Annotated in this window: 24 protein-coding genes and 2 pseudogenes; 8 read left to right on the plus strand and 18 right to left on the minus strand. The window is 66.4% G+C overall.

Annotated features, from left to right (window positions below):
- Positions 1–138 precede the first annotated feature (138 nt).
- From VYL96_RS00530 to VYL96_RS00540, 3 genes are all read right to left on the minus strand, one after another.
- The gene (locus VYL96_RS00530) at positions 139–882 is read right to left on the minus strand and encodes an ATP-binding protein (RefSeq protein WP_131886531.1); all 744 of its coding nucleotides are present in this window, start codon (positions 880–882) and stop codon (positions 139–141) included.
- Complete coding sequence (gene istA / locus VYL96_RS00535) at positions 879–2,438, minus strand: IS21 family transposase (protein ID WP_131886532.1); 1,560 nt, start codon at positions 2,436–2,438, stop codon at positions 879–881. The genes VYL96_RS00530 and istA overlap by 4 nt, the downstream gene beginning before the upstream one ends.
- Before the next feature lie 175 nt (positions 2,439–2,613).
- The gene (locus VYL96_RS00540; protein ID WP_131886533.1) at positions 2,614–2,946 is read right to left on the minus strand and encodes a histone-like nucleoid-structuring protein Lsr2; all 333 of its coding nucleotides are present in this window, start codon (positions 2,944–2,946) and stop codon (positions 2,614–2,616) included.
- 676 nt (positions 2,947–3,622) lie between these two features.
- Between VYL96_RS00540 and VYL96_RS00545 the strand changes: the two genes are divergently transcribed.
- Complete coding sequence (locus VYL96_RS00545) at positions 3,623–4,099, plus strand: BLUF domain-containing protein (RefSeq protein WP_131886534.1); 477 nt, start codon at positions 3,623–3,625, stop codon at positions 4,097–4,099.
- A 180-nt stretch (positions 4,100–4,279) separates the two neighbouring features.
- On the plus strand, positions 4,280–5,791 hold the full coding sequence (locus VYL96_RS00550; protein ID WP_424955104.1) for an IS1634 family transposase: 1,512 nt from the start codon (positions 4,280–4,282) through the stop codon (positions 5,789–5,791).
- Between the two features lie 210 nt (positions 5,792–6,001).
- Here the strand turns inward: VYL96_RS00550 and VYL96_RS00555 are convergent, their stop codons facing one another.
- The 6 genes from VYL96_RS00555 to VYL96_RS00580 all read right to left on the minus strand — a co-directional run bounded on the left by VYL96_RS00555 (position 6,002) and on the right by VYL96_RS00580 (position 12,116).
- A complete protein-coding gene (locus VYL96_RS00555) occupies positions 6,002–7,267 on the minus strand; it encodes a phospholipase D-like domain-containing protein (protein WP_165928538.1) in 1,266 nt (421 codons plus the stop codon).
- A 1,275-nt stretch (positions 7,268–8,542) separates the two neighbouring features.
- Positions 8,543–9,349: a hypothetical protein gene (locus tag VYL96_RS00560; RefSeq protein ID WP_131886537.1), complete on the minus strand. Its 807-nt coding sequence runs from the start codon at positions 9,347–9,349 to the stop codon at positions 8,543–8,545.
- 123 nt (positions 9,350–9,472) lie between these two features.
- Positions 9,473–10,090 (minus strand): DUF3618 domain-containing protein, encoded by a 618-nt coding sequence (locus tag VYL96_RS00565; RefSeq protein WP_131886538.1) that lies wholly within the window; start codon positions 10,088–10,090, stop codon positions 9,473–9,475.
- Positions 10,087–10,515, minus strand: coding sequence for a phage holin family protein (locus tag VYL96_RS00570; RefSeq protein WP_063935704.1), 429 nt, complete (start codon positions 10,513–10,515; stop codon positions 10,087–10,089). The genes VYL96_RS00565 and VYL96_RS00570 overlap by 4 nt, the downstream gene beginning before the upstream one ends.
- Positions 10,515–11,246, minus strand: coding sequence for an ATP synthase subunit B family protein (locus tag VYL96_RS00575; protein ID WP_131886539.1), 732 nt, complete (start codon positions 11,244–11,246; stop codon positions 10,515–10,517). The genes VYL96_RS00570 and VYL96_RS00575 overlap by 1 nt, the downstream gene beginning before the upstream one ends.
- Positions 11,247–11,315: 69 nt before the next feature.
- Entirely contained in the window at positions 11,316–12,116 is an 801-nt protein-coding gene (locus VYL96_RS00580; protein WP_109149172.1) for a PRC and DUF2382 domain-containing protein, read from the minus strand.
- Positions 12,117–12,832: 716 nt separating this feature from the next.
- On the opposite strand from VYL96_RS00580, the gene VYL96_RS00585 reads away from it, so the two are divergent.
- Entirely contained in the window at positions 12,833–13,702 is an 870-nt protein-coding gene (locus VYL96_RS00585) for a hypothetical protein (protein ID WP_131886540.1), read from the plus strand.
- Between the two features lie 31 nt (positions 13,703–13,733).
- Positions 13,734–13,889, plus strand: a complete 156-nt coding sequence (locus tag VYL96_RS00590; RefSeq protein ID WP_329438448.1) for a hypothetical protein — start codon at positions 13,734–13,736, stop codon at positions 13,887–13,889.
- Positions 13,890–14,074: 185 nt separating this feature from the next.
- Here the strand turns inward: VYL96_RS00590 and VYL96_RS00595 are convergent, their stop codons facing one another.
- Positions 14,075–14,350 carry a WhiB family transcriptional regulator gene (locus tag VYL96_RS00595; protein WP_131886541.1) on the minus strand — a complete coding sequence of 92 codons (276 nt, stop codon included), beginning with the start codon at positions 14,348–14,350 and terminating at the stop codon, positions 14,075–14,077.
- A 128-nt stretch (positions 14,351–14,478) separates the two neighbouring features.
- Here VYL96_RS00595 and VYL96_RS00600 point away from each other — a divergent pair, with 128 nt between their 5' ends.
- A complete protein-coding gene (locus VYL96_RS00600; protein ID WP_243699811.1) occupies positions 14,479–15,114 on the plus strand; it encodes a response regulator transcription factor in 636 nt (211 codons plus the stop codon).
- Positions 15,115–15,319: 205 nt separating this feature from the next.
- Here VYL96_RS00600 and VYL96_RS00605 read toward each other — a convergent pair whose 3' ends face one another.
- The 3 genes and pseudogenes from VYL96_RS00605 to VYL96_RS00615 form a co-directional block, all read right to left on the minus strand.
- Positions 15,320–15,577, minus strand: coding sequence for a Txe/YoeB family addiction module toxin (locus VYL96_RS00605; protein ID WP_131886542.1), 258 nt, complete (start codon positions 15,575–15,577; stop codon positions 15,320–15,322).
- A gap of 1 nt (position 15,578) precedes the next feature.
- Positions 15,579–15,836 carry a type II toxin-antitoxin system Phd/YefM family antitoxin gene (locus VYL96_RS00610; RefSeq protein WP_017836490.1) on the minus strand — a complete coding sequence of 86 codons (258 nt, stop codon included), beginning with the start codon at positions 15,834–15,836 and terminating at the stop codon, positions 15,579–15,581.
- Positions 15,837–16,411: 575 nt separating this feature from the next.
- Positions 16,412–18,002, minus strand: a pseudogene (locus VYL96_RS00615) (IS1182 family transposase).
- Positions 18,003–18,148: 146 nt separating this feature from the next.
- On the opposite strand from VYL96_RS00615, the gene VYL96_RS00620 reads away from it, so the two are divergent.
- Both VYL96_RS00620 and VYL96_RS00625 read left to right on the plus strand, forming a co-directional pair.
- A complete protein-coding gene (locus VYL96_RS00620; RefSeq protein WP_131886634.1) occupies positions 18,149–18,727 on the plus strand; it encodes a DNA-binding protein in 579 nt (192 codons plus the stop codon).
- A gap of 121 nt (positions 18,728–18,848) precedes the next feature.
- Positions 18,849–19,163, plus strand: coding sequence for a hypothetical protein (locus VYL96_RS00625; protein ID WP_131886633.1), 315 nt, complete (start codon positions 18,849–18,851; stop codon positions 19,161–19,163).
- 58 nt (positions 19,164–19,221) lie between these two features.
- Here the strand turns inward: VYL96_RS00625 and VYL96_RS00630 are convergent.
- The 3 genes and pseudogenes from VYL96_RS00630 to VYL96_RS00640 form a co-directional block, all read right to left on the minus strand.
- Positions 19,222–20,203: pseudogene (locus VYL96_RS00630) on the minus strand (transposase).
- Between the two features lie 129 nt (positions 20,204–20,332).
- On the minus strand, positions 20,333–20,608 hold the full coding sequence (locus VYL96_RS00635) for a helix-turn-helix domain-containing protein (RefSeq protein ID WP_131886631.1): 276 nt from the start codon (positions 20,606–20,608) through the stop codon (positions 20,333–20,335).
- A 217-nt stretch (positions 20,609–20,825) separates the two neighbouring features.
- Entirely contained in the window at positions 20,826–21,353 is a 528-nt protein-coding gene (locus VYL96_RS00640; RefSeq protein ID WP_061228631.1) for a hypothetical protein, read from the minus strand.
- 172 nt (positions 21,354–21,525) lie between these two features.
- On the opposite strand from VYL96_RS00640, the gene VYL96_RS00645 reads away from it, so the two are divergent.
- A complete protein-coding gene (locus VYL96_RS00645) occupies positions 21,526–22,980 on the plus strand; it encodes an MFS transporter (RefSeq protein WP_061228630.1) in 1,455 nt (484 codons plus the stop codon).
- A 9-nt stretch (positions 22,981–22,989) separates the two neighbouring features.
- Here the strand turns inward: VYL96_RS00645 and VYL96_RS00650 are convergent, their stop codons facing one another.
- Positions 22,990–23,229, minus strand: a complete 240-nt coding sequence (locus VYL96_RS00650) for a zinc-ribbon domain-containing protein (protein WP_131886630.1) — start codon at positions 23,227–23,229, stop codon at positions 22,990–22,992.
- A gap of 50 nt (positions 23,230–23,279) precedes the next feature.
- Entirely contained in the window at positions 23,280–24,110 is an 831-nt protein-coding gene (locus VYL96_RS00655; RefSeq protein WP_243699829.1) for an alpha/beta fold hydrolase, read from the minus strand.
- Between the last annotated feature and the right edge of the window lie 37 nt (positions 24,111–24,147).

The raw sequence follows: 24,147 nt of genomic DNA on the forward strand, positions 1-24,147 counted from the left end.
CTCGCGTGGTTGGAGCCCTTGAGTATTTGAGGGTTTGGGAGCCACTGGATATTGAGGTTCGGAGCCACCGTTATTGGCTTTGAGAGCCGGTGGCCGATGGGGTGGGAGCCACCGGCTCTCTCGGGCCGCTTGTTCCGGTTAGTTCACGGCGGTGTGTTCTCGCATGTTGAAGGTGCCGGTCTCGACCCAGAGGGTGTTGTGGACGATGCGGTCCATGATGGCGTCGGCGTGGACTCCGGAGCCGAGCCGTTGGTGCCAGTCCTTCTGGGCGTACTGGGTGCAGAACACGGTAGAGGCGTGTCCGTAGCGGCGCTCGAGGAGCTCGAGCAGCATGCTGCGCATCCCTTCATCGGGCGGGTCGAGTAGCCATTCGTCGAGTACGAGCAGCGTAAAAGCGGCGTACTTCTTCAGGAACGTTGAGGTGCCGTTCGGCTTGTCCCGGGCCAGGGCCCACGCCTCAGCCAGGTCGGGCATCCGGATGTAGTGAGCCCGGATCCGATGGGTGCAGGCCTGTTTGGCCAGGGCGCATCCGAGGTAGGACTTGCCGGAGCCGGTGAAGCCCTGGAAGACGACGTTCTGATGCCGGTCGATGAACGAGCATGTGCCCAGTTGGGCGATCACGCCCTGGTCCAGGCCCCGCTCGTGGAGCATGTCCAACCGCCGCAGGTCGGCGTTCGGGTAGCGCAGGCCGGCTCGCCGGATCAGGCCCTCGACCTTGGCGTGGGTGAACGCCGAGTGGGCCTCGTCCACGACGATCTTGACCTGGTCGGCGAACCCCAGGCCGAGCATGAGGGTCTCATCGCGGGCCTCGAACGACTCCAGCAGGGCGGTGGCGCCCATCTCGCGCAGCTTGCGCCGAGTCTCAGGGTCGAGCCGGGTCATCGGGCACCTCCGGTGGCGTAGTAGTCGGCGCCGCGCACGTAGCCGCCGGCCTCCGCGGGCGGATCCCCGGCCGGTGGGCTGGGTTTGTCCTGCCCGGTTTCCAGGATCGGGCGCAGGTGGGCGTACCGCGGAGAGCGGATCGGCCCGGCCAACGCGATCTGGCACGCGGCCTCGACCCGCTCCGCGGAGTAGCGGCGGGTCAACCGCAGGACAGCCAGCGCCGGGTTGATGCCCTGCTCGGCGACGGGCACCGACTCGAAGATCCGATCCACGACCACCAGCGCCGAGGGTCCGACTCGCTCGGCCCATTCGCGGACCCTGCTCTGGTCCCACTGCCGGTACTTCGGCCCGGCCGGCAAGTCCGCATCGTGGGTGCGGTAGGCGTTGACTACCGTCTCGGGCAGCAGCACGTGGCTCGAAAGGCGCTGGTGGCCGCGGTGCACCTCCAGCATCGAATCGGTGATGCGCAGGTCGACCTTGGCGCCCACGTGCGGGTACGGCACCGAGTAGTAGTTGCGGGCGAACGACACGTGGCCGTTGCGCCCGACCTTTCGGCCGTAGACCCAGCGACTGATCTCGTACCCGGTGGCCGGAAGTGGTCGCAGCAGGTCCTTTTCCTCCGAGGCGAACACGCTGGCCCGCGAGCCGGCCCGCTTCTGGAACGGCTCGGCGTTGTACGCCTCCAGCTGACCGGAGATCGCGGACTTCAACTCCGCCAGCGTGGCGAACGTCCGCGTCCGCAGGGCGGCGATGATCCAGGTGGCCACGTGCGCGACGGTGTTCTCCACGCTCGGCTTGTCCTTGGGCTTGCGCACCCGGCCCGGCAGGACCGCGGCCGAATAATGGGCGGCCATCTCCCGGTAGGCGTCATTGAGGACGATCTCGCCCTCGCGGGGATGGGTGATCACGCCGGTCTTCAGATTATCCGGGACGATCCGCGGGACTGAGCCGCCGAGGAACTCGAACATCGCCACGTGGGCCCGTAGCCAGGTGTCCTGCTTCATGTCCAGGGTGGGTTCGACGAAGGCGTAGCGGGAGAACGGCAGGCACCCAACGAACAGGTACACCCGTCTCGCTTCCCCGGTGACGGGGTCGGTCAGCTGCATCGTGGGGCCGGACCAGTCCACTTCGACGGTCTGCCCAGCCTTGTGCCCGACCCGGGAGGCCAGCCCGGCGACCTGCACGTGCTGTTGGTACTGCTTGCAGAACCGGTCGTAGCCCATCGCCGGGGAGCCCGAGCTGGCGCAGCGGTCGGTGTACTCGCCGTGGAGAAGCTTCATCGTCACCCCGACCCGGGCCATCTCCCGATGCACCTCGGCCCAGTCGGGTTCGGCGAAAACGCTCTCGTGCTCGCCCCGCCCTGGGAACAACAGCGAGTACACCTCGCCGTCCGGTAGGTCAGCGACGTCGTCCCAGCTGAGCTCGGCGGCATCTGCGGCTTCCAGCACCGCCGCGACGCTGTTGCGCGAGATCTGCTGCGAGGCCGCGATCGCCCGCCCCGACAGGCCTTCGGCCCGTAGCTGCAAGACGAGTTTCGCCTTGATCTTCCTTACCATTGGGAACTGCTCCTTCCGCCAGGTGCCCGTTACACCCAGCGGAAGGAGCCTAAGAAGGTGGCTCCGAACGCGAATAACGGTGGCTCCGACGGAGTCGTCCGCATCAAGCCGCCGCCGGCTCCCAAAGCCAATACGACTGGCCCTCAGAACAGCGAATACTCACCCTGCTGTCGAGCTAGTTTGCCGCTGCGTAGGCCTGCATCACGTTGGCGGGGATGCGTCCGCGGTCTGAAACGTCGTAACCATTGGCGCGGGCCCAGTCTCGAATCGCTCTGGTGTTCCCGGACGTGGCCGTGGTTTTGCGGGCGGTTCTGGTCCTGTTTCCGGTTACCCGATGGCTGGCCCTAATGTACGGCGCTACGGCCTGGCGAAACGCCTCGGCATTATCGTCGCTCAGGTCGATGGAGTATTCCTTGCCATCAAAGGCAAAGGAGATGGTGTTCGACGTCTCGCCGAGGTCGGTCCCGTCGAGGTCGTCGATGTAGTGCACCTGGAAATGCTGAGCCATGGTTACCCCCTTTTGTTTGCTGCTCTATCAAGTATGCCTACGGTGGAGAAGTCATGCCCGTCATCATGAGTGGCATCACTTCGCCCTGGTGCCTCGGTTATCGGCGGGGCCTCAGGAAGGCGGTGGCGGAAGTTGTCGGGGGCTCGTCCGTGCTTGCGTATCGCCTCCGGGCGAATGCATGCTGGTCCAGCTCGTCTTGGGCCAGCCGTAATTCGTCCTAGTTTTCTGTCCTTTTGGGTTCGTTTGCGGTGGCACTGGCGGATTTCTTTTGGCACAGTCAGGTCGCGCTTGACTGCTGCGCCGTGATCGTCGCCAGTGCGCGGTTCAGGCGCTGTGGCCGCGCGATCAACTGTGGCGAGCATCCAGGGCGGGGTTACTTGCGCAATGCCGGTGTGCGGGCCCGTGGTCGCCGCGTGCACGCAACGAACGAGAAGGTGGCGAGGAGTCAGGTGGTCGACGAGGGCCCTCGGGCGGTCCGCTGGTCGCAGGTGGAAGAGGAGTTCTACGTTGGCAACTATCGGGGGAATTTCGTTGGTTACATCGACAGGGGCCCCGATGGTGCGTTCAGATCGTTCGACAGTATGTCGACACTGCGGGGCGAGGCCAGCACTTTGGAGGAATCGATGGCGTGCCTCGATGCACTGTTCTTCGCCACTGCGGGAGATCGGGGTCGACAATGACTGTGAACAATGACGCCGCCAGCACGTCTCAGTCGGGCGAGCTGAAGTATCTGGTGTACACCAGTGTGGCTACGCGAAAGATGCTTCCCGAAGATCTCGAATCGATTCTGTTCACCTCCAGGAGACGGAATCTGGACGCCCGGATAACCGGACTGCTCCTGTATAGGGGCAATGTTTTTATTCAGTTCCTCGAGGGCCCCGCTTTGGAAGTGGATTCACTCATGGACCGCATCTCGTGCGATGACAGGCATAGCCGCGTGCGGGTGCTTGTGGTCGAACGGGTGGCTGAGCGCAGTTTCGCAGACTGGAAGATGGGGTTCGCCATCCCCAAGGACACGCGGCCAACCGGGATCGAGGGGCTCAGAGATAGCTTCACGGATCTCACCAGTGGGGTCGACTACGACGTGGTCCGGCAAGCCGCAGAGGACTTCTCTGTCTGGTTCAAGGCCGGCCAGCGCGCCGGCTCATCCTGACCTCGAGGGGTAACCGATCGGCCCGACGCGTGCGATACGGGGCAGATCCCGGCCCTGGCCTGACTTCCACAAGTTGACGCTGTTCTAGGGATCGGGATTGCGGTTTTCGCTGGTAGGGCGAGTTCGGGGCTGGCGTTTGTGACACTAAACGGCCCGGTAGCTTGGACGTGTGGGGCTGAAATTTCGGAAGGTGCCGACGGGGTCGGGGGCCACGGCGTGCAGTTGGTCGAGTGGGTAAGCGGCCGGCTGGTGGTGCGCGAGCACCTCGGTTCGGCTCACACCCCCGGCGAGTTGGCGGCGTTGATCGAGGTCGCCAAGCAGCGCATCCAGGGCGATCAGCAGGCGTTAGACCTGGAATTGGGCGAGCGCGACGGCGCGGTGATCGACGTGCCGGCAGCGACAGCCGCGCGGATCCAGCAGTCCACGGCGCGGATCCTGTGGCAAGGATTGACCGGTACGTACTCCAGGCTGGGCTTTGACGTGGTGGGCGATACGGTGTTCCGCGACCTGGTGCTGTGCCGTGCGGTGGAGCCGACCAGCAAGTTGGACTCGGTTCGGGTCCTGGCCGAGTTGGGGACGAAACCACCGCATGTCAACACGCTCTACAACTGTCTACAGCGAGTGGTCGGCCGGGACTACCGCGCGCTGATCGCCACCGCCTGCTGGGCCCACGTCAACCGCGCCGGAGGCCCCGGTGTCGCGTTGGTGCTCTACGACTTGACCACCTTGTACTTCGAGGCAGAAAAAGAAGATGACCTGCGCAAAGTCGGGATGAGTAAAGAGCGCAAGGGCGACCCGCAGATCACCGTCGGCCTGCTGGTGGCCCGGGACGGGTTCCCGCTGGACGTGCACGTCTTCGAGGGCAACAAGGCAGAGACCAAGACGCTAATCCCGGTCATCACGGCCTTCCAAAAGCGCCACCAGATCAGCGACATGGTCGTGGTAGCCGATGCCGGCATGCTGTCGGCGGCCAACCTCAATGCGCTGGAAGATGCGGGCCTGTCGTTCATAGTCGGCTCCCGCACCTCCAAGGCGCCCAAAGAGCTCGAGGACCACTTCGGCCGCCGCGGCAACGCAATCGCCGACGACGGCGTCGTGGAGCTGATCCGCCCAATGGGACAGGGCCGGGACCGGCGAGACCGGCGGGTGGTGTGGCACTACAAATGGGAGCGGGCCAAACGAGACCGGCGGACGCTAAACGCGCAGATCGACCGCGCCCAACGCGTCGCCGACCGGGCAGAACCACTCAAGAAGCAGCGGTTCGTCAAAATCACCGACCAGAAGGTAATCCTGGACGAGACCTCGATCCAGCGGGCCCGCGAATCTGCAGGTTACAAGGGGTATGTCACCAACATCGCCCCGGCCGCGATGGACGGCCATGCCGTCGTGGCGGCCTATCACGACCTCTGGAAAGTCGAACAGTCCTTCCGCATGGCCAAGGCCGACCTGAGGGCCCGGCCGATCTTCCACCGCACCCGCGACGCGATCGAAGCTCACCTCACCGTCGTGTTTGCCGCCCTGGCCGTGGCGCGGCACCTGCAGGACCTCACCGGCATGTCGATCAAGAAGATCGTCACCACCCTGCGGCCCCTGCGCACGGTCACCGTCGCCATTGGCGACCACGAAATGCTCGTCGAACCCACAATCCCGGACGCCGCGCGAGCCGTCATCGACGCGATCAACGCAGGGTGACACTAAAACTTGTGGAAGTCAGGCCTGGTGACGAGGGGGTCACTGCGGTGGGTCCGCCGTCGGGTTCCCGTCCGCCCGGGCGCAGATCACCAGGGTGTCGGATGGCCCTGATAGCCCTACCGCGACTATTCTGGCGGGGCACACAGTGGCTCGGGAATGCGGCCGGGTTCTGATGTCCGGAGTCCATGCAATGTCGTCCGTTCCGGCATCTTATGGTTCGTTTCGGGTTGCTTCTGTCTGCCGGTGGAGGTAGTCGCTGCTGCGGGGGTTGTCCGAGTGCAGTGCGATGTGGTCCGGTTCCGGTTTGAACGGCAGTGGTTCATGGTGCGCCGTCTTTTCGAATTCGTCTGCGTGGTCGCGTCGACTCGAATCAACGGTGACCCGGTCGGATCTGTCGTCCCCGTCTGGCTCCGTGCGGGCGCCGAGGGACACGTTGAGCGCGCTGATGATGTTCGTGAACTCGTCAATTGTTAGTCGGCGTCGGCCACCTTGGAGCCCTTGGGCTTTGATGCCGAGATCGTGTAGCGAGATGCCGGTCTGGTTGGTCGGGATGAGACGGGGTGCGGTGGTGTTCACCCACGGCCACCGGTCTCCGTTATCGGCGCCTTCGAATTTTGCGACGAAGTCTGGGCTGTAGCGCGGCTCGTCGGTGACTTCCACGATGCAGTAGCAACTGTGGTCGTCTTGCGAGTAGATCGCTACAAGGTCGCCAGGTTTGAACGATGGGGTGCCCGTGCTGCCGCTGGTTGAAAACCAGGATTCCCGGCTCCATGTATCGGGGCGGGCAGGGCCGTAGTGCGCTTTGAGCCACAGCGTGACGTCGTCGCGTTCAGCATCTTCCAACAGAGCGGACTCGGTGTCTGTGGTCGTTGTGGGTGGGGCAGTAGGACTGAACCGGGGTAGGCGTCGTGCGAGTTCGTCAAGACGGTCTAGGCGTGGGGCGTCAATGTCTTCTCCGTGGCTCCACCACAGGTCCAGTACTTGCTGGACTGAGTCGACGTCGGACTCCGGCACGATGACCGACAGTTCAGCGTTTGCGGCAATGTTCACTCCGAGGCCAGCGGCGGTGAGATTCGCCGAGCCAACCAGTGCGAAGTGGTGACCGATGACGTAGGCCTTGGCGTGCAGTTTTGGGTAGTTAACCATGTGCACCCCGGCTTCGAGCAGCGTGCGCAGCCCATCAACTGACTGGTAGCCGTTGGCGACGGCCTGGGCATCCAGGTGGGTCAGCAGATACCAGTCCACCTCGGAGTTTCGCGCTAAGTCAGCCAACCGGTCAGCGATCTCACTGGTCAGAAATGGAGCGCACAACGTGACGTCACCGGCTGGGTTTTCCAGGCGGGAGAACAGCTCGTCTGCGGCCCGGGTAACGACGCGGGGTGGGTTCATGAATGGCACTTTCTCGGGGTCGGGATCGAGGTGGCGGACAGTGGCCGGGTCTACGTTGTAGATGCGGTGGTCGTCGCCGATCAGCACGACGTGCTGTGGCGGACCCCAGGCGGGCACAAGGCCGGGAGGCGGGACATTCTCGGCGAGACGTCCGAAGACGAGCCTGCCGGGCTCGTACGGTGCCGAGTCGACGCGATCGGGCGATCCTGGCTGGTTCTCTACCCGAGCTCGCACTCGGACATTGGGTCCCGGCGCTGATGCTCGCGGAAAGTACCGGTCGTCTTCGGCCCAGAACATGCCGCACGCCTGGCACGTGAAGTCGTCTGGAAGTCCAAGGATCGTGCATCCGGCGATGTGGTAGCCGATAGGCGAGGGCCGGGGTGGCATTCCGGTAATGACCTCGTCGGTGCGTCTGGCCGAGCACGAGGGGCACAGTGGTCGGTCTGCGTAAATCAGATCTGCTGGGTCTGGGGGGAGCGGAGTGTGAAGCCGATCGTGGCACTGCCGGCAGACGAAAAGGAGCCCCAGGTTGTCTGGATCGTCTTCGTGCTCGTGGGGTTCCAGGGGCAGGCCCGGTTGATGGCAGCACGTGCATCCGTGCGGCTCGGGTGGCCAGGCGGCCGGGTATGAGGATGGCGGGCAGGAGTGGTTGCCAATCTGGCGCCAAGATGTAGGGCGGATCTTTTCCTGCTTGACGGCATCGGCGATCTGGTGCGCGAGGGCGGGATCGTCGATGGTGGTAGGAAGTGAGGGAAGGGCCCGTCCGAGTCGGCGTTCAATGGCCCACAGTGAGATGCCAGTGGGAAAGCTGTCGTGACTGGCGAAATCTATTGTTGGGCCATCGAGTGCGTCGATGATGACGCCCTGTTCGACAGCTGCTGGAGCGGGAGAGTCGACGAACTGAATGTAGGTGTCGCCAGCTTCCGCGCCATCTGGCAGCTCCCATTCGATAGCGGTCGCATCGGCCGTATCGTCTCCTCGCAACGCCGCCACGGCGGTCCGCCAGGGACGTGCAAAGCACAGTTGGAGTCGACTCACTCGCGTTGTGGGCGTCATGTGTGGTGCCTCCTCGAAAACGCGGGGCGGCAGTCACTTCGCGAGATCGCTTCGCACCGGGTTTGCGTTGGCAAACTTCAGACGGGTTTGCCTGTACTGACTGGGCTGATGAACGAGCAGGTGACATCTAATCTGGCTTGCCCTACGGGGTCAGCCCCTGACGTTCGGGATGTTGAACGGGCACGGGGCGAAACCGACGAACCTTTAGACATTGTCAGGGCGGGGCCAGACTCAGGTTATATCGGCAGCCAGGTGACCACCACTGGATTGTGGTGGTCACCTGGCTCGTCACTAACGGGTGGCGTGTTATCGGCCTCTGGTGCTGCGGTAGTCGTCTGCGCGGGTGGTGTGGGTGCTTCGGGCACCGGCGGCGCCGCCCAGTGCGGTGACGAGGGCGCCGAGCAGTAGGCCGCCTACGGCCCACCACGCCCCGGTCGCTATCTCGTCGCGGTTCTGCTCGAACTGGTTTTGTGCGTCCTGGGCGGCCTGGTCGGCTTGCTGCTGTACTTGGTCGACATCCTGCTGGTCGATGTCGGCGTTCTGCGCCGCCTGGCCCAACTGGTCGGCGGAGATGCTGGTTGCGCTGCCCGCGGTCTGAGCGAGGTTGCCGAGGGCTCCTCCGATGGTGCCCAGGATGCTCGTGCCCAGCCATCCGACCAGTACCAACATCGCTACCAGTGAGGTGGCCCAGGTCACCAGCCCGTGGAGCAGGCCGCTGCGCACGGCCAGGGCGCCGGCGATGTACCCGGCGGCGGCGAGCGCCAACACCAGGGCCATTACGCCCCAGAGGCTCACGGCAATGCCGCTTGCCTCTGATAGGCCCAGTGCGGCACTGGCCAGGGCGAAGACCACCAGGATGGCCAGAAACGTCACGGTGCCGGCGAAGATCGCACCCCACGACGTGTTGGCGGTGCGGTGGCCTCGATCAGTGCCGATGAGAGAATCTCGCGCGGTGTCGTCGTGCTGCTCGGGGGCCAGTGGCGCAGATGAGCCGTGCGTGGGGCCGTGTCCGAGGGCGAAGCCCGCTGTTTCTGATCGCCGGTGGGATCCGGTGGTGTCCGGGGTCCGGTCGCGGCCGGCTCTGGCGTCCTCTCGGTCGTCTGCAGAGGTCATGGGTAGAGCTCCTTTGAGGGTTGAACCTTGTCGGCTGGATAGGCGGGCGCGGGGATCGAGTTGGCTGCTGGCGAGCCTCGATTCCCGCGCCTCTTTTTTCCGGTGTGTCGGTTGGTTCGAGCTTTAGGAGTCCTGCGCGTGGTCCTTGACGTTCTGCGCGGCCTGCTGGGAGTTCTGCTTGAGCTCGGAGGCGTGGTGCTTGCCTTCGCTGGTGACCGTCTCCGCCGCTGCGCTAGCGGTGTCCTTGAGTGATTCGGCTGCGTCCTGGGCCTGCGGTTTAAGGCTCTCGGTCATGTCCTGAGCCACGCCCTTGACCTCATCGACCAGCGGTTCGGCCCCGTCTTTCACGGTGGTGGCCGCGTTCTTCTCAGCGTCGCTGGCCGGTAGCAGGGACCCGAGAAGCCAGCCGGCGCCCAGGGCGATCAGGCCCGCGGCGAGCGGATTGCCGCGAGTGCGGTTCTTGATCTGGGTGGGCGCTTGCTTGGCAGCGTGCCCAGCCTCCGAGGCCAGTGCCGAAGCCTGGTCCCGCGCCTGGGCCGCGGTGTCCTGGCCCGAGGACGCGGTGTGGTCCACGGCGCCCATCACAGACTCCCGGATGCTGCTGAACCGGTCTTTGACCTTGTCGGTCTGACGGCTGGCGGCCTTGGCGGGGTCCACTTTCTCGGCCAGTGCGTCCACATCGTGGCCCAGATCGGCGCGGGTGCGCTCGATGTCGGCCCGAATCTCCTCGGGGGTACTCATGGCGTCTCCTTGCTGGGGTTGAGGGTGGGCGGAATCTCTTGCATGGTCCGTTGGGTCTGGGGCAACCCCTTGACCTTGGTCATTCGCGCCCTGCCCAGCACCGCGAGCACGGCAGCGATAACGGCCCAACACAGGGCCACGATCAGGGCGGCCCACCCCAGGTCCATGACGTTGCCCAGCGCCCACGCCAGAGCGAGGGAGAGAAACATCAGGACGAAGAACCCGCCAAGTGCTGCCCCGGCGAGCATCCCCACCCCGGCGCCGGCCTGTTTAGCGGATTGGGTGGCTTCGGCTTTGGCGAGCTCGATTTCTTTGCGGACCAGGGTGGAGAGGTTGTCGGCGAAGCTGGAGAACATCTCCCCCAGCGACTCGCTGCGGGCCCGCTGCTCGGCTTCGGGTTCGGGAACTGGCGAGGACCCGGTCATCAACGGCCACCCGGATCAATGGTGTCGGCGCCGCTGGGGCCCTGCCCGAACAGCGGAGTGCTGAGCGGATCGATGGCAGGGACGGGGTCCACGCGCTCGGGAAAGTCGAACGTGGGATCGGCCGGGGCCGGCATTGGATGCGCAGGGGTCGGGACATCCGGTGAGGTGGCGGCCGCGGGAGCATCGTCACTGTCGGCCAGCCCCCGGGTCAGGCGCCCGGCAACCAGGCCGACACCAGCAGCCACGGCCAGAAAGGTGCCGGGGCGCCGGGCGGCGAAACGGCGCACGCCCGTCAACAGATCCTCGGGCGACTTGGTCTCCAACGCGGAGGTGAGCTGGTGGGCGCGATCGGCCACGGTGGAGATGACCTGACCCACCAGGTCCGATTCCGGCTGTTCGCCGCGGGCCAGGCGCTGGAGATCATCGGTGGCCACACGGGCCTGCTCGGCCAAGCGCTGCTGCTGGGTGGCCGCCTGGGACAGGGCCTCATCGCGTGCCGAGGAGGCCAGGGACTTGGCATGATCAAGCGCCTCGTTGGTGACCTGGGACGCTTCCTGGCGGGCGGTGCCCGCCATTTGCCCGGCGGCGCCCTTGGCCTGATCGGTGATCTGGGAGGCCTGCTCGCGAGCGGCGTCTGGGGTTGAGTCGGCGCCCTGTGAGTTCGATGTCATCGTCGGTGCCCTTCTTGCGAGTCGGCTCGCCTGCCCGGCGAGCTTGGTGGTGACGTGCACGTCGTTATTGGCCTGACAGGCGCCGCCGGCTGGGTGCCGGGCGGCGCCTGTCGCAGGGCCTGAGTCGGGCTAGCGCCGCGTGGTCTGGTCGGTGTCGCCGTCGATGTCGATGTGCTCGGTGCGGACTTCCTCCGACACTGTCTCGGTGTCGGTGACCTTCTCCTTGCCCACACGAAGGCGCTCGCGCTCGACCGTCTCCTTCTCCACCACCGGACGCTCTTCACGAAGAGTGATCTCCTCGACGTGCTCACCGTCACTGACCTCGTCGAGGCCACCCTTGCGGACCGTGCCGCCGGCGTCCTCGCGCTCGACGACGAGCTTTTCCTTGGAGACGGGAACCTCGACGTTCTCGGTCTCCGTGGTCGTGTACTTGCGCAGCCGCACCCGGCCGGTCTCTTCGGTGCGCGTGCCGACGTTGAGGCGCTCCTCGTGCGCGGTCACGGTGTCGGTGGCCTCATGGCCACCCTCACGCGACTGCCCGGTGGTGCCAGCCTTCACGCGGGCATCGACGTCATCATCAGACACCGTGGCGCGGTCGGTACGGCCGGTGGCCGCCCCTCCGCCGGTGAGTCCGTAGTGGCTGTAGAGCCGGTCCTCTTCAGCGGGAGAAAGATCTCCACCGGCATCGATACGGGGAGCGTCCTTGACCTGGTCTTTGGTGTACGCCACCCGTACGTCGTCGTCGCCCAGTTGCGCGCCCTGAAGCGGTACGAAGCTCTCCGACATCCCGAACAGGCCCGTGGAAACGGTGGCGAACGAGGGCTGGCCGCTGTCGTTGTCGACATACAACGTCCCGAGCTTGCCGATCTTGTCTCCGGAATTGTCGTAAACAGTGGCATTAGCCAGACGATCAAACGAATTGTCGGTCATGTTTCGAACTCCTTGCAGTAGGGAACAAAGCGACCTCGACCACGAACCGGAACCTAACTATCCGATCGTTGCCTTCACCCCCTATTGTCTCGGTCCCCCGCGGGCAGTTCTTCACCCTTTAGGGTGATGCTGTAGTGGGGCGGTTGGGTTACTTCGATGTCGAGGTTTTCCGCCGTCAGACACGGTGGCCCTGATCGCCGACGGTCTCGTTGTCGCCGCCGATCTGAGAGCATTCTCGGCGTCGTGGTGCAAGCGCAGCCGATAGATGGGGAGGCGGGGTGGGCGAAGTCCGGTCAACCAGGGGATTGCCATTGGCCTGCAGAAAGGACGGGACCGGGCCCGGTACAGGGTGGAGGTGACCCGGTTCCTTGCTCCAGGCAGTGTCCCACCGAGAGAATCTCTGGGAAGTACTACTGATCGGTCAACACCGGGAATTCCTACAACCGTCAGACGAACGAGCTGCGTGTTCGCAGGCCGTTTCCGAGAGGTGCTAGCCACCGATTTTTACTCGAGCCGGAAACTCTCGTCGATCCCCGCTGCACGCTTGCCCTCGAAACCTGCCCCGGGTGACCACGGGCCACCCATCTGAAGTCTGGTCCTTTGGCGTAGTAACAATTGACTGTGGACGAGCGATTCTCTGAGGGACAGTTGAGTTATCGAACGTCCGGCCGCGCGCACAGTGGTCCGGCCGAACGCACGAGAGAAAAGAGTCCAGCATGCGGTCGCATCGCCCCCCGTACTTCCGGATCGCCGCGGTCAGTACGGCCGCGCTCCTCGCCGTCGCTGGCGCGCCGGCGACCTCCAGCGCGCAGAGCGCCGAGCTCGGTCTCGGGCTGGCGGTTGTCGGCTCCCTCGGCGCGTTGACACTCGGCCTTGGTGCCGAGGTCGATTCCTCACAGCTTCCGACCGACTCCCTGGCCGACGGTTCCTTGGAACCAGGTTCGCTTGGGCTCGGTTCGGCTGAGGGGTCGTTGGAGTCGGGGTCGTTGGAGCCTGGTTCGGCTGAGGGGTCACTGGAGTCGGGGTCGTTGGAGCCTGGTTCGGCTGAGGGGTCACTGGAGTCGGGGTCGTTGGAGCCCGGGTCGGCTGAGGGGTCACTGGAGTCGGGGTCGTTGGAGCCCGGGTCGGCCGAGGGGTCACTCGAGCCGGGGTCGCTCGCGGCGGGGTCGCTGGCGGCGATCGCGGTGTCGCTGGGTTCGTCCGGTGAGGGTTCGACTGCGGAGTCGCTCGATGATGCGACCGGGTCGGCCGAGGGGTCACTCGAGTCGGGGTCGTTGGAGCCCGGTTCGGCTGAGGGGTCACTGGAGTCGGGGTCGTTGGAGCCCGGTTCGGCTGAGGGGTCGTTGGAGTCGGGGTCGTTGGAGCCTGGTTCGGCTGGGGGGTCGCTCGGCTCGCTCCTGCCGTTGGCCCTCGTCGGTGGCGCCGTTGCGGGAAGCGCGATCGCCGCGCCGCAGATCGGCCAGTTGGTAGCAGATCTGCAGGTCGACTTGGGGATCGAACTACCGCCGCTGCCCGGATCGGTGGCCCCGCCGGTCGTCGAGGCGCCGCCGGCCCCAGGGCCGGACACCCCGAACGGCCGTGGGTGACTCCGGTACGAGATTCGGCGGCGACACCATCGTGGCCGACACGATCACCGTCATGTCCGGTTCGCTCGGTGATTTCGAGTTCTCGGCCCCCGGCGGCGTGCAGTTGGCGTTCATTCGCCTGACCCGCGATGACTGGAACCCCGCTCCGAGCGTGAGCGCTCGGAGCGGGGTTGTCGTCGTTGGGTAGCACGGTCGGCATATGCGCGAGGCGGGACATACCTACCTTAGGCACCCCACACGATCACTAGACGCGATCACCACGTCGGAGTGGACCTTGGTCCGTACACCCCCGTGGGACGAAAGGGGATGTAACCACTCTGGCAGGGCAGGACTGTCGCGACGCGGGTGCAAGGAATGCGGCGCGGGGGAAGGTCAGCCGGAGCGCAGGCGGCCTGCCAGTTTGTGGCGTTCCATTTCGGTCAGGCCTCCCCAGACGCCGTAGAGTTCCCGCGCGTTCATCGCGTACTGGCGGCATTCCACTATCACCGGGCAGTGCTCGCAGAGGGCTTTTGCTGCCTCCTCTTTACGGCGCCGGACCCCTTTGAGGTCCTGCTCGTCGTTGTAGAACAGCTCTGCCTGTCCTTGGCAGTTACCGCGATCGGCCCATGCCCACCGGTCATCGAGAGCCGTGGCGATGATGTGGGTCAACAGATATTTCCTGCCCTTCGTCAAGCATCGCGCCAAGTGAACATCCCACTATCGCGGGCCACGGCAGCCATAGCTTCACCCCAAGGGGTGAAGTGGAGGGGTGTTCACCTGCGCCTACGATTACCACGGTGAGCGGCAAAGCGATCAGGGTGACTGTGGTCAACGACTATCTCGTCGTAGTGGCGGGAGTCAACGCATTGCTGGCGCCGTATTCGGATCGGGTTGAAGTTGTGGAACGGCACACCGTCACCAGTGGATCGGCCCCCGTGGACGTCGCGCTCTATGACACTTTCGCCGCACCGGTGGGCAAGCATGCGCGCCTGGAATCGCTACTGCAGGACCCGTTGATCGGGTCGGTTGCCGTCTACTCCTTCGCCGTGGATGAACGGGCGATCGATGACAGCCTGGCCCAAGGAGCTCATGGATTCTTGGCGAAGTCGCTAACAGCGCTCGAGCTCGTCGAGGGAATTGAAAAAATCGCCGCAGGTCAGCGGGTGACCATGGTTGGCCCCGGCCTGTCGGTGATGCGATCGGATCGGTGGCCGGCCAAAGAGGCGGGCCTGTCTCCGAGAGAGGCGGAAGTGATCGGTCTTATTGTTCAAGGACTATCGAACAAGGACATCGCCGCGCAGTGCTACCTGTCGACCAATTCGGTTAAGACCTTCATCCGGTCCGCGTATCGAAAAATGGGCGTGAGCACCCGGGCCCAGGCCGTGGCGTGGGGAATCGAGCACGGACTCAAGCCCGACCGACGAGGCCCCTGAGCGAGCTCCCCACGCGCGCCAGTCCGCCAGGGTTACCGGAACAGCATCGGCACGCCCCAGCGCACTCAGGGCCGAATCGGCGGCACCGGGGTTCTAGTGGGCTGCCACCGTGGGGAAGGAGGACCCACGATCCCGGCACATCGGACTGTCTGCCTGCACTTGCCAGGTCGATAGAGACGTGTAGGTCCGGCTGAGCCTGTGTCGCTTACCCGTAGTGGTAGCGGCAGGTGGCGATTCGGACTTCGGTATCGGTGACTTTGTAGACCAGGCGATGCTCATCGGTGATGCGTCTGGACCAGTATCCGGCGAAGTCGTATTTGAGGGGTTCGGGTTTGCCGATTCCCTCGTTGCCGTTGCGGGTGATGTCCTGCAGGAGCAGGTTGATGCGTTTAAGGATCTTGCGGTCCTGTTGTTGCCACCAGAGGTAGTCCTGCCAGGCGTTGTCGTCCCAGATCAGCAGCACGTCAGTCGGCGTCGAGCAGGTCGCGCGCCTGACCGCGGCCGGACTCGAGCCGCTCCATCGCATCGAGCAGACGTCGGGCGTTGGCCGGTGATCGCATGAGGTGGGCGGTCTCGCGCAGGGACTCGTAGTCGTCGAGGGAGACCATCACCACCGGTTCGTGGCCAGCGCGGGTGATGATGACCTCTTCGCGGTCGTTGGTGACCCCGTCGAGGACCTCGGCGTAGCGGGCCCGGGACTCGGTGTAGCTCATGGTCTTCATCTCAACCCCTCCTGTACGCAAAAGTGTACAGGACGCGGAGCTGGGCTCCACTGTGACTTCCCGCCTCCCGCGCCTGTATGCAAAAGCCCGGCCGGATGGCGCAGCGTTGGAGTGTCGAGAGCTCCTGCGCGGGAGTCCTCATACTTCTGGGCGTGGTCTCGATGGCCGGATCGGCGCCGCCGCACGGCGCGGGCCTGCCGGTGGCCGCGCCGGCCCGCGGGCGCCCAGTGGCCGCATCGCGATCAGGTCTCTACCCGCCGTCTCGCCCGCGGCTGGGGCCACAGCGGCGTGGCCAGAATCCCGGACACCCCCTCGCCTCGCCGGTGGCCCTCGTTGACGGACAGCTCGCGCCCGCCCCCGGTCCTGAAGGCGCGGATGGCTAGGAGGCTGCTGAACAAGGCGCCATTGGGGGTTGCGGTGGTGTGAGCGGCTTGCGGATCGGTCTCGGTGGGCCGTCAAGCGGCGATTCAGGTCAGCGCTCTGGGTACGGCGACTGGGAGCGATGCGCCCGCCTGTGGTCCTCGTGTGGCTGACCGGCCTGCAGCAGGGAGGTTCATGAGGCCCTGGTCACTGGGTCAGGCCAGGGCCCAGGTCCCGTTCTCCATGGTCAGCCCCATGGCGAGCAGGCGTCGTAGGTTGAGGGCGGCGGCGCGGTGGTGGAGCCAGTTATTGTTCTTGTCCACGCCGCGATAGGGCACTCGTCGGGCGCCTCGGGTGAGCCAGGCGATGGAGCGTTCCACCATCGGGCGATGCTGCCGGTAGGTGGCCCGGAAGTCCTCGCCCTGTGCGCGCTGGCGGTGCTGGCGTTGCAGCACATGGTGCTCGCCCAGCAGCACCGAGCGGCCGGATTGTGAGGTGGTGCACCGCTGGCGCAGCGGACACTGCCGGCAGGCCGCACCGAACTTCGCCCGGCCCTGCGGCGACACTGTCCGCGTGACATCAGCCGGGCAGGTCAACGTGTTTGCCGCGGCATCGAAGGTGAAGTCATCCAGACCAAACCCGCCCTCCACAGCGGGCCTGGTCGGCCAGGGTTTGACCAGCGGCAGCCACTGCTTTCCGGCGAGGGTGGCCAGCATGTCTCCGGTGGCATACGCCGAATCGCCCAGCACCTCAATGTTCTCGACGTCTGTAGTGGTGGGATCTGTGGTCACCAGGTCCGCACCGACAGTGGCATCGGAATTGTCCGGACCGCTGGCCCGAGTCAGCCGGGCCGCAGTGGTCAAGCCGGTGTCGGGTTCGACCACGATGTGGGCTTTGAACCCGTCCTGGCGACGCTGCTGGGTCTTGTGCGCGTGCCGGGCATCAGGATCGACAGTGGAGATCACCCGATCCGGGGCGGTACGGCGCGCGATGCGCCACCGCCCGTCGGTGCCATCTTCAATCCTCGGCCGGTTCGACGTCCTGACCGGCCACCAACGCCAAGAGAGCGACCGCCTCGGCCGGCCTGCCACCAGCGGCGGTGATCGCCTCGACGTTCAAAGCCTCCAGCAGTGCCAACGCATCGGCTACCAGGGCGGAGACCAGCTCGTCGCGGGCGGCCTGGTCGTCCCACGCGATACGTGGTTTGCCCGCCGTCTCGTATCCGTGGCCGGTCACCTGGGCCAGGCGGGTGCACACGCTGGCGATGAGGTCTTTGGCGTCGGGGACCTCGCGGCCCACCCGACGGATCTGGGCGATCAACTGGGTGATCGTGTCCTGACGGGCAACCGCATCGTCCAGCACCGTCGAGTCCAGTGCCCGGCGGGTCTTGGACTTGACCGCCCCGGTCTCGGCGATGACCTGACGTACCACCTCGAAGATCCGCTGCGGACGCTCGCTGGCCGCCAACCGGCGCCGCCAATAGGTCAACGTCGACGAGTCAAAGCCCTTCGCATCGACCGCGTACCCGCAGGCAGCCTTCCACCGCAGATCGAACGTCAACGCATCCACGGCCTCACGGTCCGAATGGCCGTACAGGGCTTGCAAGACGATGACGGAGGCGATCACCTCACCCGGGATCGACGGCCGGCCCCGACCCGACCGGAACAGGTCGGCGAACAACTCCGCCGGGAACAACCGGTCCCGATGCTCGGCCAGCAATGCGAACACGCTGCCGGGCTCGAGCAGATGCCCCGCCACCGACTCCACATCCAACAACTCACGCTGCCGATCCGACTCACCCTGCATACACGCAGTATTTCAGGCGCCCCGCCAACCCGAGGTGCGGACACCCGGATTGTTCAGCAGCCTCCTAGGCCTTGTCCGCCCTCGCTGGTAACGTGGGTAACGAAACGTGTTACCGATTACCCATTACCTGCCTTGGAGGGGTTGTCATGTCGACGTCGGAGAAGATCGCTCGAGCCTATGGGGTGCTCGTTGCACGGGGGGACAAGGTCACCGTGCGGGCCGTGCAGCGCGAAGCGGGGGTGCGCATCGGTGAGGTGGCCGCATGGATGCGCGAGCACGCCACCGGCGTTGGCGGGGATGTGCCGCCCGCGCCGGACTTGTCGGAGGCAATGTCGGCGATGGTGGCCTCGGTGTGGGCCGCGGCGTGGAAGCGGGCCGCCGAGCAGGCGGACGAGCAGGCCGCTGTGGCGCTGGATGCAGCCCGCGGCGGCGAGGCCGCCGCACTGGAGGCGGCCGAACAAGCGGAGTCGGAACGCGACGATGCTGTCGCGGTCCGCGACCGCGCCCTCGGCGAGCTCGAGGTAGTGCGCGGCGAGCTCGAGCAGCTGCGCGGTCAGCTCGAGACCGCACGCCAGGACGCGGCGGTCGCGCGCGCCAAGGCCGAGGAGTCCGACCGGGCACGGGTCCGGGCGGAGGCCACCTCGGACACCCTGCGTGAGGTCCTGGACTCGCTGCGTGAGACCGCTCGTAAGCCAGGCCAGTCGGATCAGCCGGGCCAGTCATAGCCAGCCCGTCAGAGCGCGACGCGCACAGACTGTCGGAAGGGGAACGCCATACTGACAGCCGAACCGGCCGTGAGGCCCGCGTGGGCGCCGCGGCGGAAGTCGCTAGCGACAGGAGTGTGGAATGTGGGATCTGGAGACCGCGCTGCTCGCTACCGCTGTCGTCGCTGGCGGCGCGGTAGCCTTGCCGCCGCTCGCGCGTGGGGTCGGCGGGTTTTGCGCGGTGATTGGCATGCTCGGTGTTGTGCAGGGTCGTAAGTGGGCGCCCACGGTAGCGGCGCTCGGGCTCCTTGCGTGGTTCGTCGGTCATTGGTCGTTCGCGGTGCGCCACGGCGTGCACTATCGGTCGCGGATGGCGCTGTGGGTGATCGATAGGACCCCGCTGCGATGGACGATCCCGCAATACTGGCAGCTACGCCGACAAGCGGCGCCCCGCTGACACATCCTGGTCAAGCCCCTGGAAGTGGTGTAACTGAATGGTGATCCTTCGTGGGTGGTCAGGCGGGTAGTTGCATCAGGTCATCGGTGCTCACGTCCGTCGGCGAGCTGGTGGCGGGGTCGGTGGTCAGGGTGAGTCGGCAGCGGCTGAGGACTTCGAGACCGAGGTAGCGGCGGCCTTCGGCCCATTCGTCGGTCTGCTCGGCCAGGACGGCGCCGATGAGGCGAACGATGGCATCCCGGTTCGGGAAGATCCCGACCACGTCGGTGCGGCGTCGGATCTCCCGGTTGAGCCGCTCGGTGGGGTTGTTGGACCAGATCTGCCGCCACACATCGTCGGGGAACGCGATAAACGCCAGCAGGTCCTCGCGGGCATCGCCGAGGTGGTCAGCAACCTCGGGCAGTCTGCCTTCGGTGTAGTCCAAGAGCCGGTCGAACTGGGCATTGACAGCCTCGGCGGTGGGCTGGTCGTAGACGCTATGCAGCATCGCCTTCACGGCCATGAGGTTTGCGGCGTAGTGGGTGCGACAGCGCTGCCAGGCGGCCCCGGGCAGGTTCGCCGCGATCGCCTCGATCAGCCCGGCGTGGGCATCGGAGGTCACCAGCCGGACTCCGCCCAGGCCACGGGCCACCAGGTCGGCGGACAGCGAGTCGATGCCGAGAGTTTTGACCAGCTTGTCCATCCGGCGGGTGGAGACCCCGGCCAGGTAGCAGTCCGCCACGACGGTGATCAGCGCGGATTCGGCCCGCTTGCGGCGCTCGAGCAGCCACTCGGGAAAGTAGGAGCCCGAGCGGAGCTTGGGGATGGCGACGTCGACGGTGCCGACACGGGTGTCCAGGGGGCGGTGGCGGTAACCGTTGCGGTAGTTGGTGCGCTCTGACGAGCGGGCGTTCCACTCGGCGCCGCACACGGCGTCGGCGTCCGCGGACAGCAGGGCGTTGATCATGGTCTCCCAGCAGCTCGCGCATCAGATCCGGTGACGCGTCGGTCAGGGCTTGGCTAAGCAGGCCTGCAGGGTCGACAATATGGGGTGCGGTCATCGTGATGACTCCGTTCGAGGATTCGGTAGAAGGTTGACTCGAAGGATCACACGGTGGCCGCTCTACATCCGTACACAACACGGAATCGCAGACGATCTCGGCCACCGAGTTACACCACTCTATGGGGCACTACTGTGCGACTTTCTCGATGGTGGTGACATGGTCGGTGGCGTCGAGGTAGCCGGAATCGCATAGGGCGGCCTCGAGAACCTGGGCATAGGGGAGGCGCAGTTCGGCAGCCATGCCGTCGAGCGTCGTTCGGGCTGGTAGGCCGCGCAAGCCGTGAGTGCGCCAAAGGTGCAGATTCTGCCGGGTGACCCCGATCCGGCGGGCCAACTCGGACTCGCTGACGCCGTAGGCCCGCTTATGGGCATCAATGAGTTCGACCAGGCGAGGGGTTTCCATGTGCCGAGTGTCCGCCTGCGCCGAGGGTGCCGTCAAGTAGTCGTTAACGGTTTCGACAAGTGCGACTTTACATAAGGTAACTTAGCGGCACTTCTAATTCCGCTGGTGAGTGCACATCCGGAGATGCTCACGTCCGCTACTGGAACCGGTTTGGCAACCGACACGATGCTGGCCCGGAGCGGCTGCCCGGTCCGGGTGCTGCGCGCCCCCGGCGTCGTCAGCCGTCGTAAGCGACCGTCTCCACGACGATCGGCCCGGCGACGGCCCCGCCGGTGGTGGTGAGTCGGTATTCGACCCGGCCCGGGCCGGTGGAGATCTGCGCCTCGTAGGGGTGGGAGATCGGATCGGGGATGCCCGTCGAGATCCGCGGGAACGGGACCTGCGCGATCTTCTCCCCGGTGGCCCCGGTGTCGAGGTTGCGCCACGAGAGGGTGGCGGTGAGGTTGCACGGACCCACCCCGGCGATGGCGAAGGCCCAGGCGACGGACGCCGTGTCCGGGTACCCGTCGCCGTCGAGCGTGGTGGAGATCGCGCCCGCGCACAGCCCCGTGGGTGAGCCGCCCACGGCGATCACGCGGTCGGGAGCGGGGAACAGTCGCGGGATGGCCTCGGAGGAGTCCTGGGCGTTCGCGGTGGCCGGGGCCGTGACGGCGGCGGTCAGTGCGACGGCCGTGGCGGCGAGGAACGCCCCCACGAAGACGGTGGGCCGGCGGGTGATCCGCCGGGTCGAGCCGGTGGTGTCCACCCGCTCATCGTCGCACTGCGGACAGCGGCAGACAATAGTGGGCGAGGATTCCGCCACGTCGGACCGCCATGTCGAACACGGTGGCCGTGCCCGGAACGAGAACCCGTTCGACACCTGTCTGTAATGTCCGACGAGAGGCTCCGGAAGCGAGCCTCGGTCGGAAGGACACGGGATGATGGCACGAACGCGCGGTGGGGACGCCGACACCGTCCGGTCGGACGAGAACGGTCTCATCGCGGTCCTCGCCTTCGGCGGCATCGTCATGTCTCTCAGTCAGACGCTGGTCATCCCGCTGCTGGGAATGCTGCCGGCGATTCTCAACACCTCCGCGGTCAACGCCTCCTGGGTCGTCACCATCACGCTGCTCGCCGGAGCGGTGGCCGGTCCGCTCATGGGACGACTGGGAGACCTCTATCCGAAGAAGTACGTGCTCATCGGTTGCACGGCGGTCATGGTCGTCGGCTCGGTGCTGTGCGCACTGGCCACCTCGCTGTGGCCGATGCTCATCGGGCGCGCCCTGCAGGGCGTGGGAATCGGTGTGATCCCCATCGGCATCGCCACGATGCGCGAGATCCTCCCGGCGCGTCGACTCGCACCGGCGATCAGTCTGATGAGTTCGTCGCTCGGAGTGGGAGGGGCGCTCGGGCTCCCGGCGGCGGCCGCCCTGGCGCAATACGGTTCGTGGCAGTGGATGTTCTGGGGGTCCGGGGCCCTGGGCGTGGCGATCATCGTGATGATGACGGTGCGTCTCCGGACGCTGCCGGCCGCCAAACCGGACGGCACGCTCGACGTCGTCGGCGCGGTGGGGCTCGCGATCGCTCTCATCTCGCTGCTGCTCGCGGTGTCCAAGGGCGCCGACTGGGGCTGGGGCGCCCCGTTGACCCTCGGCCTGCTGGCGCTCACCGCGGTCTCGCTGCCCGGATGGGCGCTGTGGGTCCTCCGGCACCCGTCACCGATCGTGGACCTGCGGGTTGCCGCCCGTCGCCCCGTCCTGATGACCAACATCGCCTCGGTGACCATCGGCATGGGCCTCTATGCGCAGCTGCTGATCATGCCCCAGATTCTTCAGCTCCCGGTCGAGACCGGACACGGGTTGGGCCAGTCGATGGTGGCCATGGGGTTTTGGAGCGCGCCCGGCGGGCTGGCGATGATGGCGGTCTCCCCACTCAGCGGGAGACTCATCGGCACCCGCGGCCCCAAGACCACGCTCATCCTGGGAGCGCTGGTGGTCGCGGTCGGCTATGCGTCCGGGTTGTTCCTCATGGGATCGACCTGGGGTGTGGTGACCGTCGGCATCGTGGTGAGCGGCGGTGTGGGGCTGGCCTACGGTGCGATGCCCGCGCTGATCATGGCCTCGGTCCCCACCTCCGAGATGGGCTCGGCCAACAGCGTCAACACGCTCATGCGCTCCATCGGCACCACGACCTCTGCCGCGGTGCTCGGCGTGCTGCTCACCCAGATGTCCATGGACTTCGAGGGGCTGTTTGTCCCCACCGAGACCGGATTCCGGGTCGGTCTGATGTTCGGCTGCGGCGCGACCCTCCTTGCCGCGGCGGTCGCCGCCACGATCCCGCCACCGTGGGAGGACAAGGCCACGGCCCCAGCGGTGCCGGCGCGGGAGAGCTGAGCGGCCGGATCAGTACGCGCCGGACAGGATCCCGTCGGCCCGCGACCGGTCGATCTTGGTGGTGATGCCGCACGCCGTGCACGTGGCCGTGTACGACGACCCCAGCGGGATGATGGGGATGAAGAACAGGGAGAACGCTCGCTTCCGACGGTCGACCCGCTGTGTGGCGACGTTGCCGCAGTTCGGGCACGTGGCCCGGGCCAGCCCGAGGTTCCGGGACGAGTTCTTGAAACCGAAGATGAAGAACATCGGCCCAGCGTGACACCGCACCGGGCCGCGCGCACCCGGTGCGGTGGAGTTCAGGACCCGGGACCCGAGCCGTCCGCGGTCGACCGGGCGCGGGCCACGATTGCATCGGCCAGCTCTGCCGGCCGCTCGTCGGGGATCCAGTGACTGACCCCGCTCATCTCGACGAACCGGTAGTCGGCGTCCACGTGGTGGCGGGTCCGCTCGGCGCCCCCGCGGCCCAGGGCCGGGTCGCGGTCACTCCACACGAAGGTGGTGGGCACACGGACCGCCGCGGTCGAGCGGGACGGTGGGGCGAAGGGCAGGGCCCGGTACCAGCCGAGTCCCCCGGGGATCGCGCCGGCGGCGACCATCTCACGCCGGTAGCGCTCGATCATCTCGGGCGTCATACCCATCCCGGCCAGGGCCTTCTCGGGCCGCGGGCCGGCCGAGGTGAGCAGTCGCTCCGGCAGGAACGGCAGCTGGAAGAGCCCGATGTACCAGGATCGCAGCAGCTGGTCGGAGGCGACCATGGCCTTGAGGAAGGCGGCGGGGTGGGGGACCGACACGGCGGTGAGACTGCGGAAGCGGTCGGGGTGCGCCCCGGCGACACCCCACGCGACGGCGGCGCCCCAGTCGTGACCCACCACGTGGGCGTCGGGCAGGCCGGCGGCGTCGAGCAGCGCGAGGACGTCCCCCACCAGTTCCGACAGCCGGTACGCGCGCCGACCACGGGGGCGGGCGGACTCGCAGTACCCGCGCTGGTCCAGCGCCAGGGTGCGGTACCCGGCCGCGTGCAGGAGCGGAGACACGAGGTCCCAGCTGGAGGTGCGTTGCGGGAACCCGTGGAGCAGGACGATCGCCTCGCCGTCGGCGGGCCCGGAGTCCACCGCGCGCAGCTCCATACCGTCGCGGGAGAACCACAGGTCCGGCCGGTGGGCA

It is taken from the genome of Dietzia maris (genome assembly GCF_036287335.1).
In the GTDB taxonomy this organism is placed as follows: domain Bacteria; phylum Actinomycetota; class Actinomycetes; order Mycobacteriales; family Mycobacteriaceae; genus Dietzia; species Dietzia cinnamea.

Coding starts and splice junctions, on each gene's coding strand:
- VYL96_RS00620 (WP_131886634.1), top strand. CDS start 18,149: ATGTCGACGTCGGAGAAGATCGCTCGAGCCTATGGGGTGCTCGTTGCA.
- VYL96_RS00570 (WP_063935704.1), bottom strand. CDS start 10,515: ATGACCGGGTCCTCGCCAGTTCCCGAACCCGAAGCCGAGCAGCGGGCC.
- VYL96_RS00625 (WP_131886633.1), top strand. CDS start 18,849: ATGTGGGATCTGGAGACCGCGCTGCTCGCTACCGCTGTCGTCGCTGGC.
- VYL96_RS00645 (WP_061228630.1), top strand. CDS start 21,526: ATGATGGCACGAACGCGCGGTGGGGACGCCGACACCGTCCGGTCGGAC.
- VYL96_RS00635 (WP_131886631.1), bottom strand. CDS start 20,608: ATGGAAACCCCTCGCCTGGTCGAACTCATTGATGCCCATAAGCGGGCC.
- VYL96_RS00530 (WP_131886531.1), bottom strand. CDS start 882: ATGACCCGGCTCGACCCTGAGACTCGGCGCAAGCTGCGCGAGATGGGC.
- VYL96_RS00610 (WP_017836490.1), bottom strand. CDS start 15,836: ATGAAGACCATGAGCTACACCGAGTCCCGGGCCCGCTACGCCGAGGTC.
- VYL96_RS00560 (WP_131886537.1), bottom strand. CDS start 9,349: ATGACCTCTGCAGACGACCGAGAGGACGCCAGAGCCGGCCGCGACCGG.
- VYL96_RS00655 (WP_243699829.1), bottom strand. CDS start 24,110: ATGGAGCTGCGCGCGGTGGACTCCGGGCCCGCCGACGGCGAGGCGATC.
- VYL96_RS00545 (WP_131886534.1), top strand. CDS start 3,623: ATGACTGTGAACAATGACGCCGCCAGCACGTCTCAGTCGGGCGAGCTG.
- VYL96_RS00540 (WP_131886533.1), bottom strand. CDS start 2,946: ATGGCTCAGCATTTCCAGGTGCACTACATCGACGACCTCGACGGGACC.
- istA (WP_131886532.1), bottom strand. CDS start 2,438: ATGGTAAGGAAGATCAAGGCGAAACTCGTCTTGCAGCTACGGGCCGAA.
- VYL96_RS00565 (WP_131886538.1), bottom strand. CDS start 10,090: ATGAGTACCCCCGAGGAGATTCGGGCCGACATCGAGCGCACCCGCGCC.
- VYL96_RS00650 (WP_131886630.1), bottom strand. CDS start 23,229: ATGTTCTTCATCTTCGGTTTCAAGAACTCGTCCCGGAACCTCGGGCTG.
- VYL96_RS00580 (WP_109149172.1), bottom strand. CDS start 12,116: ATGACCGACAATTCGTTTGATCGTCTGGCTAATGCCACTGTTTACGAC.
- VYL96_RS00585 (WP_131886540.1), top strand. CDS start 12,833: ATGCGGTCGCATCGCCCCCCGTACTTCCGGATCGCCGCGGTCAGTACG.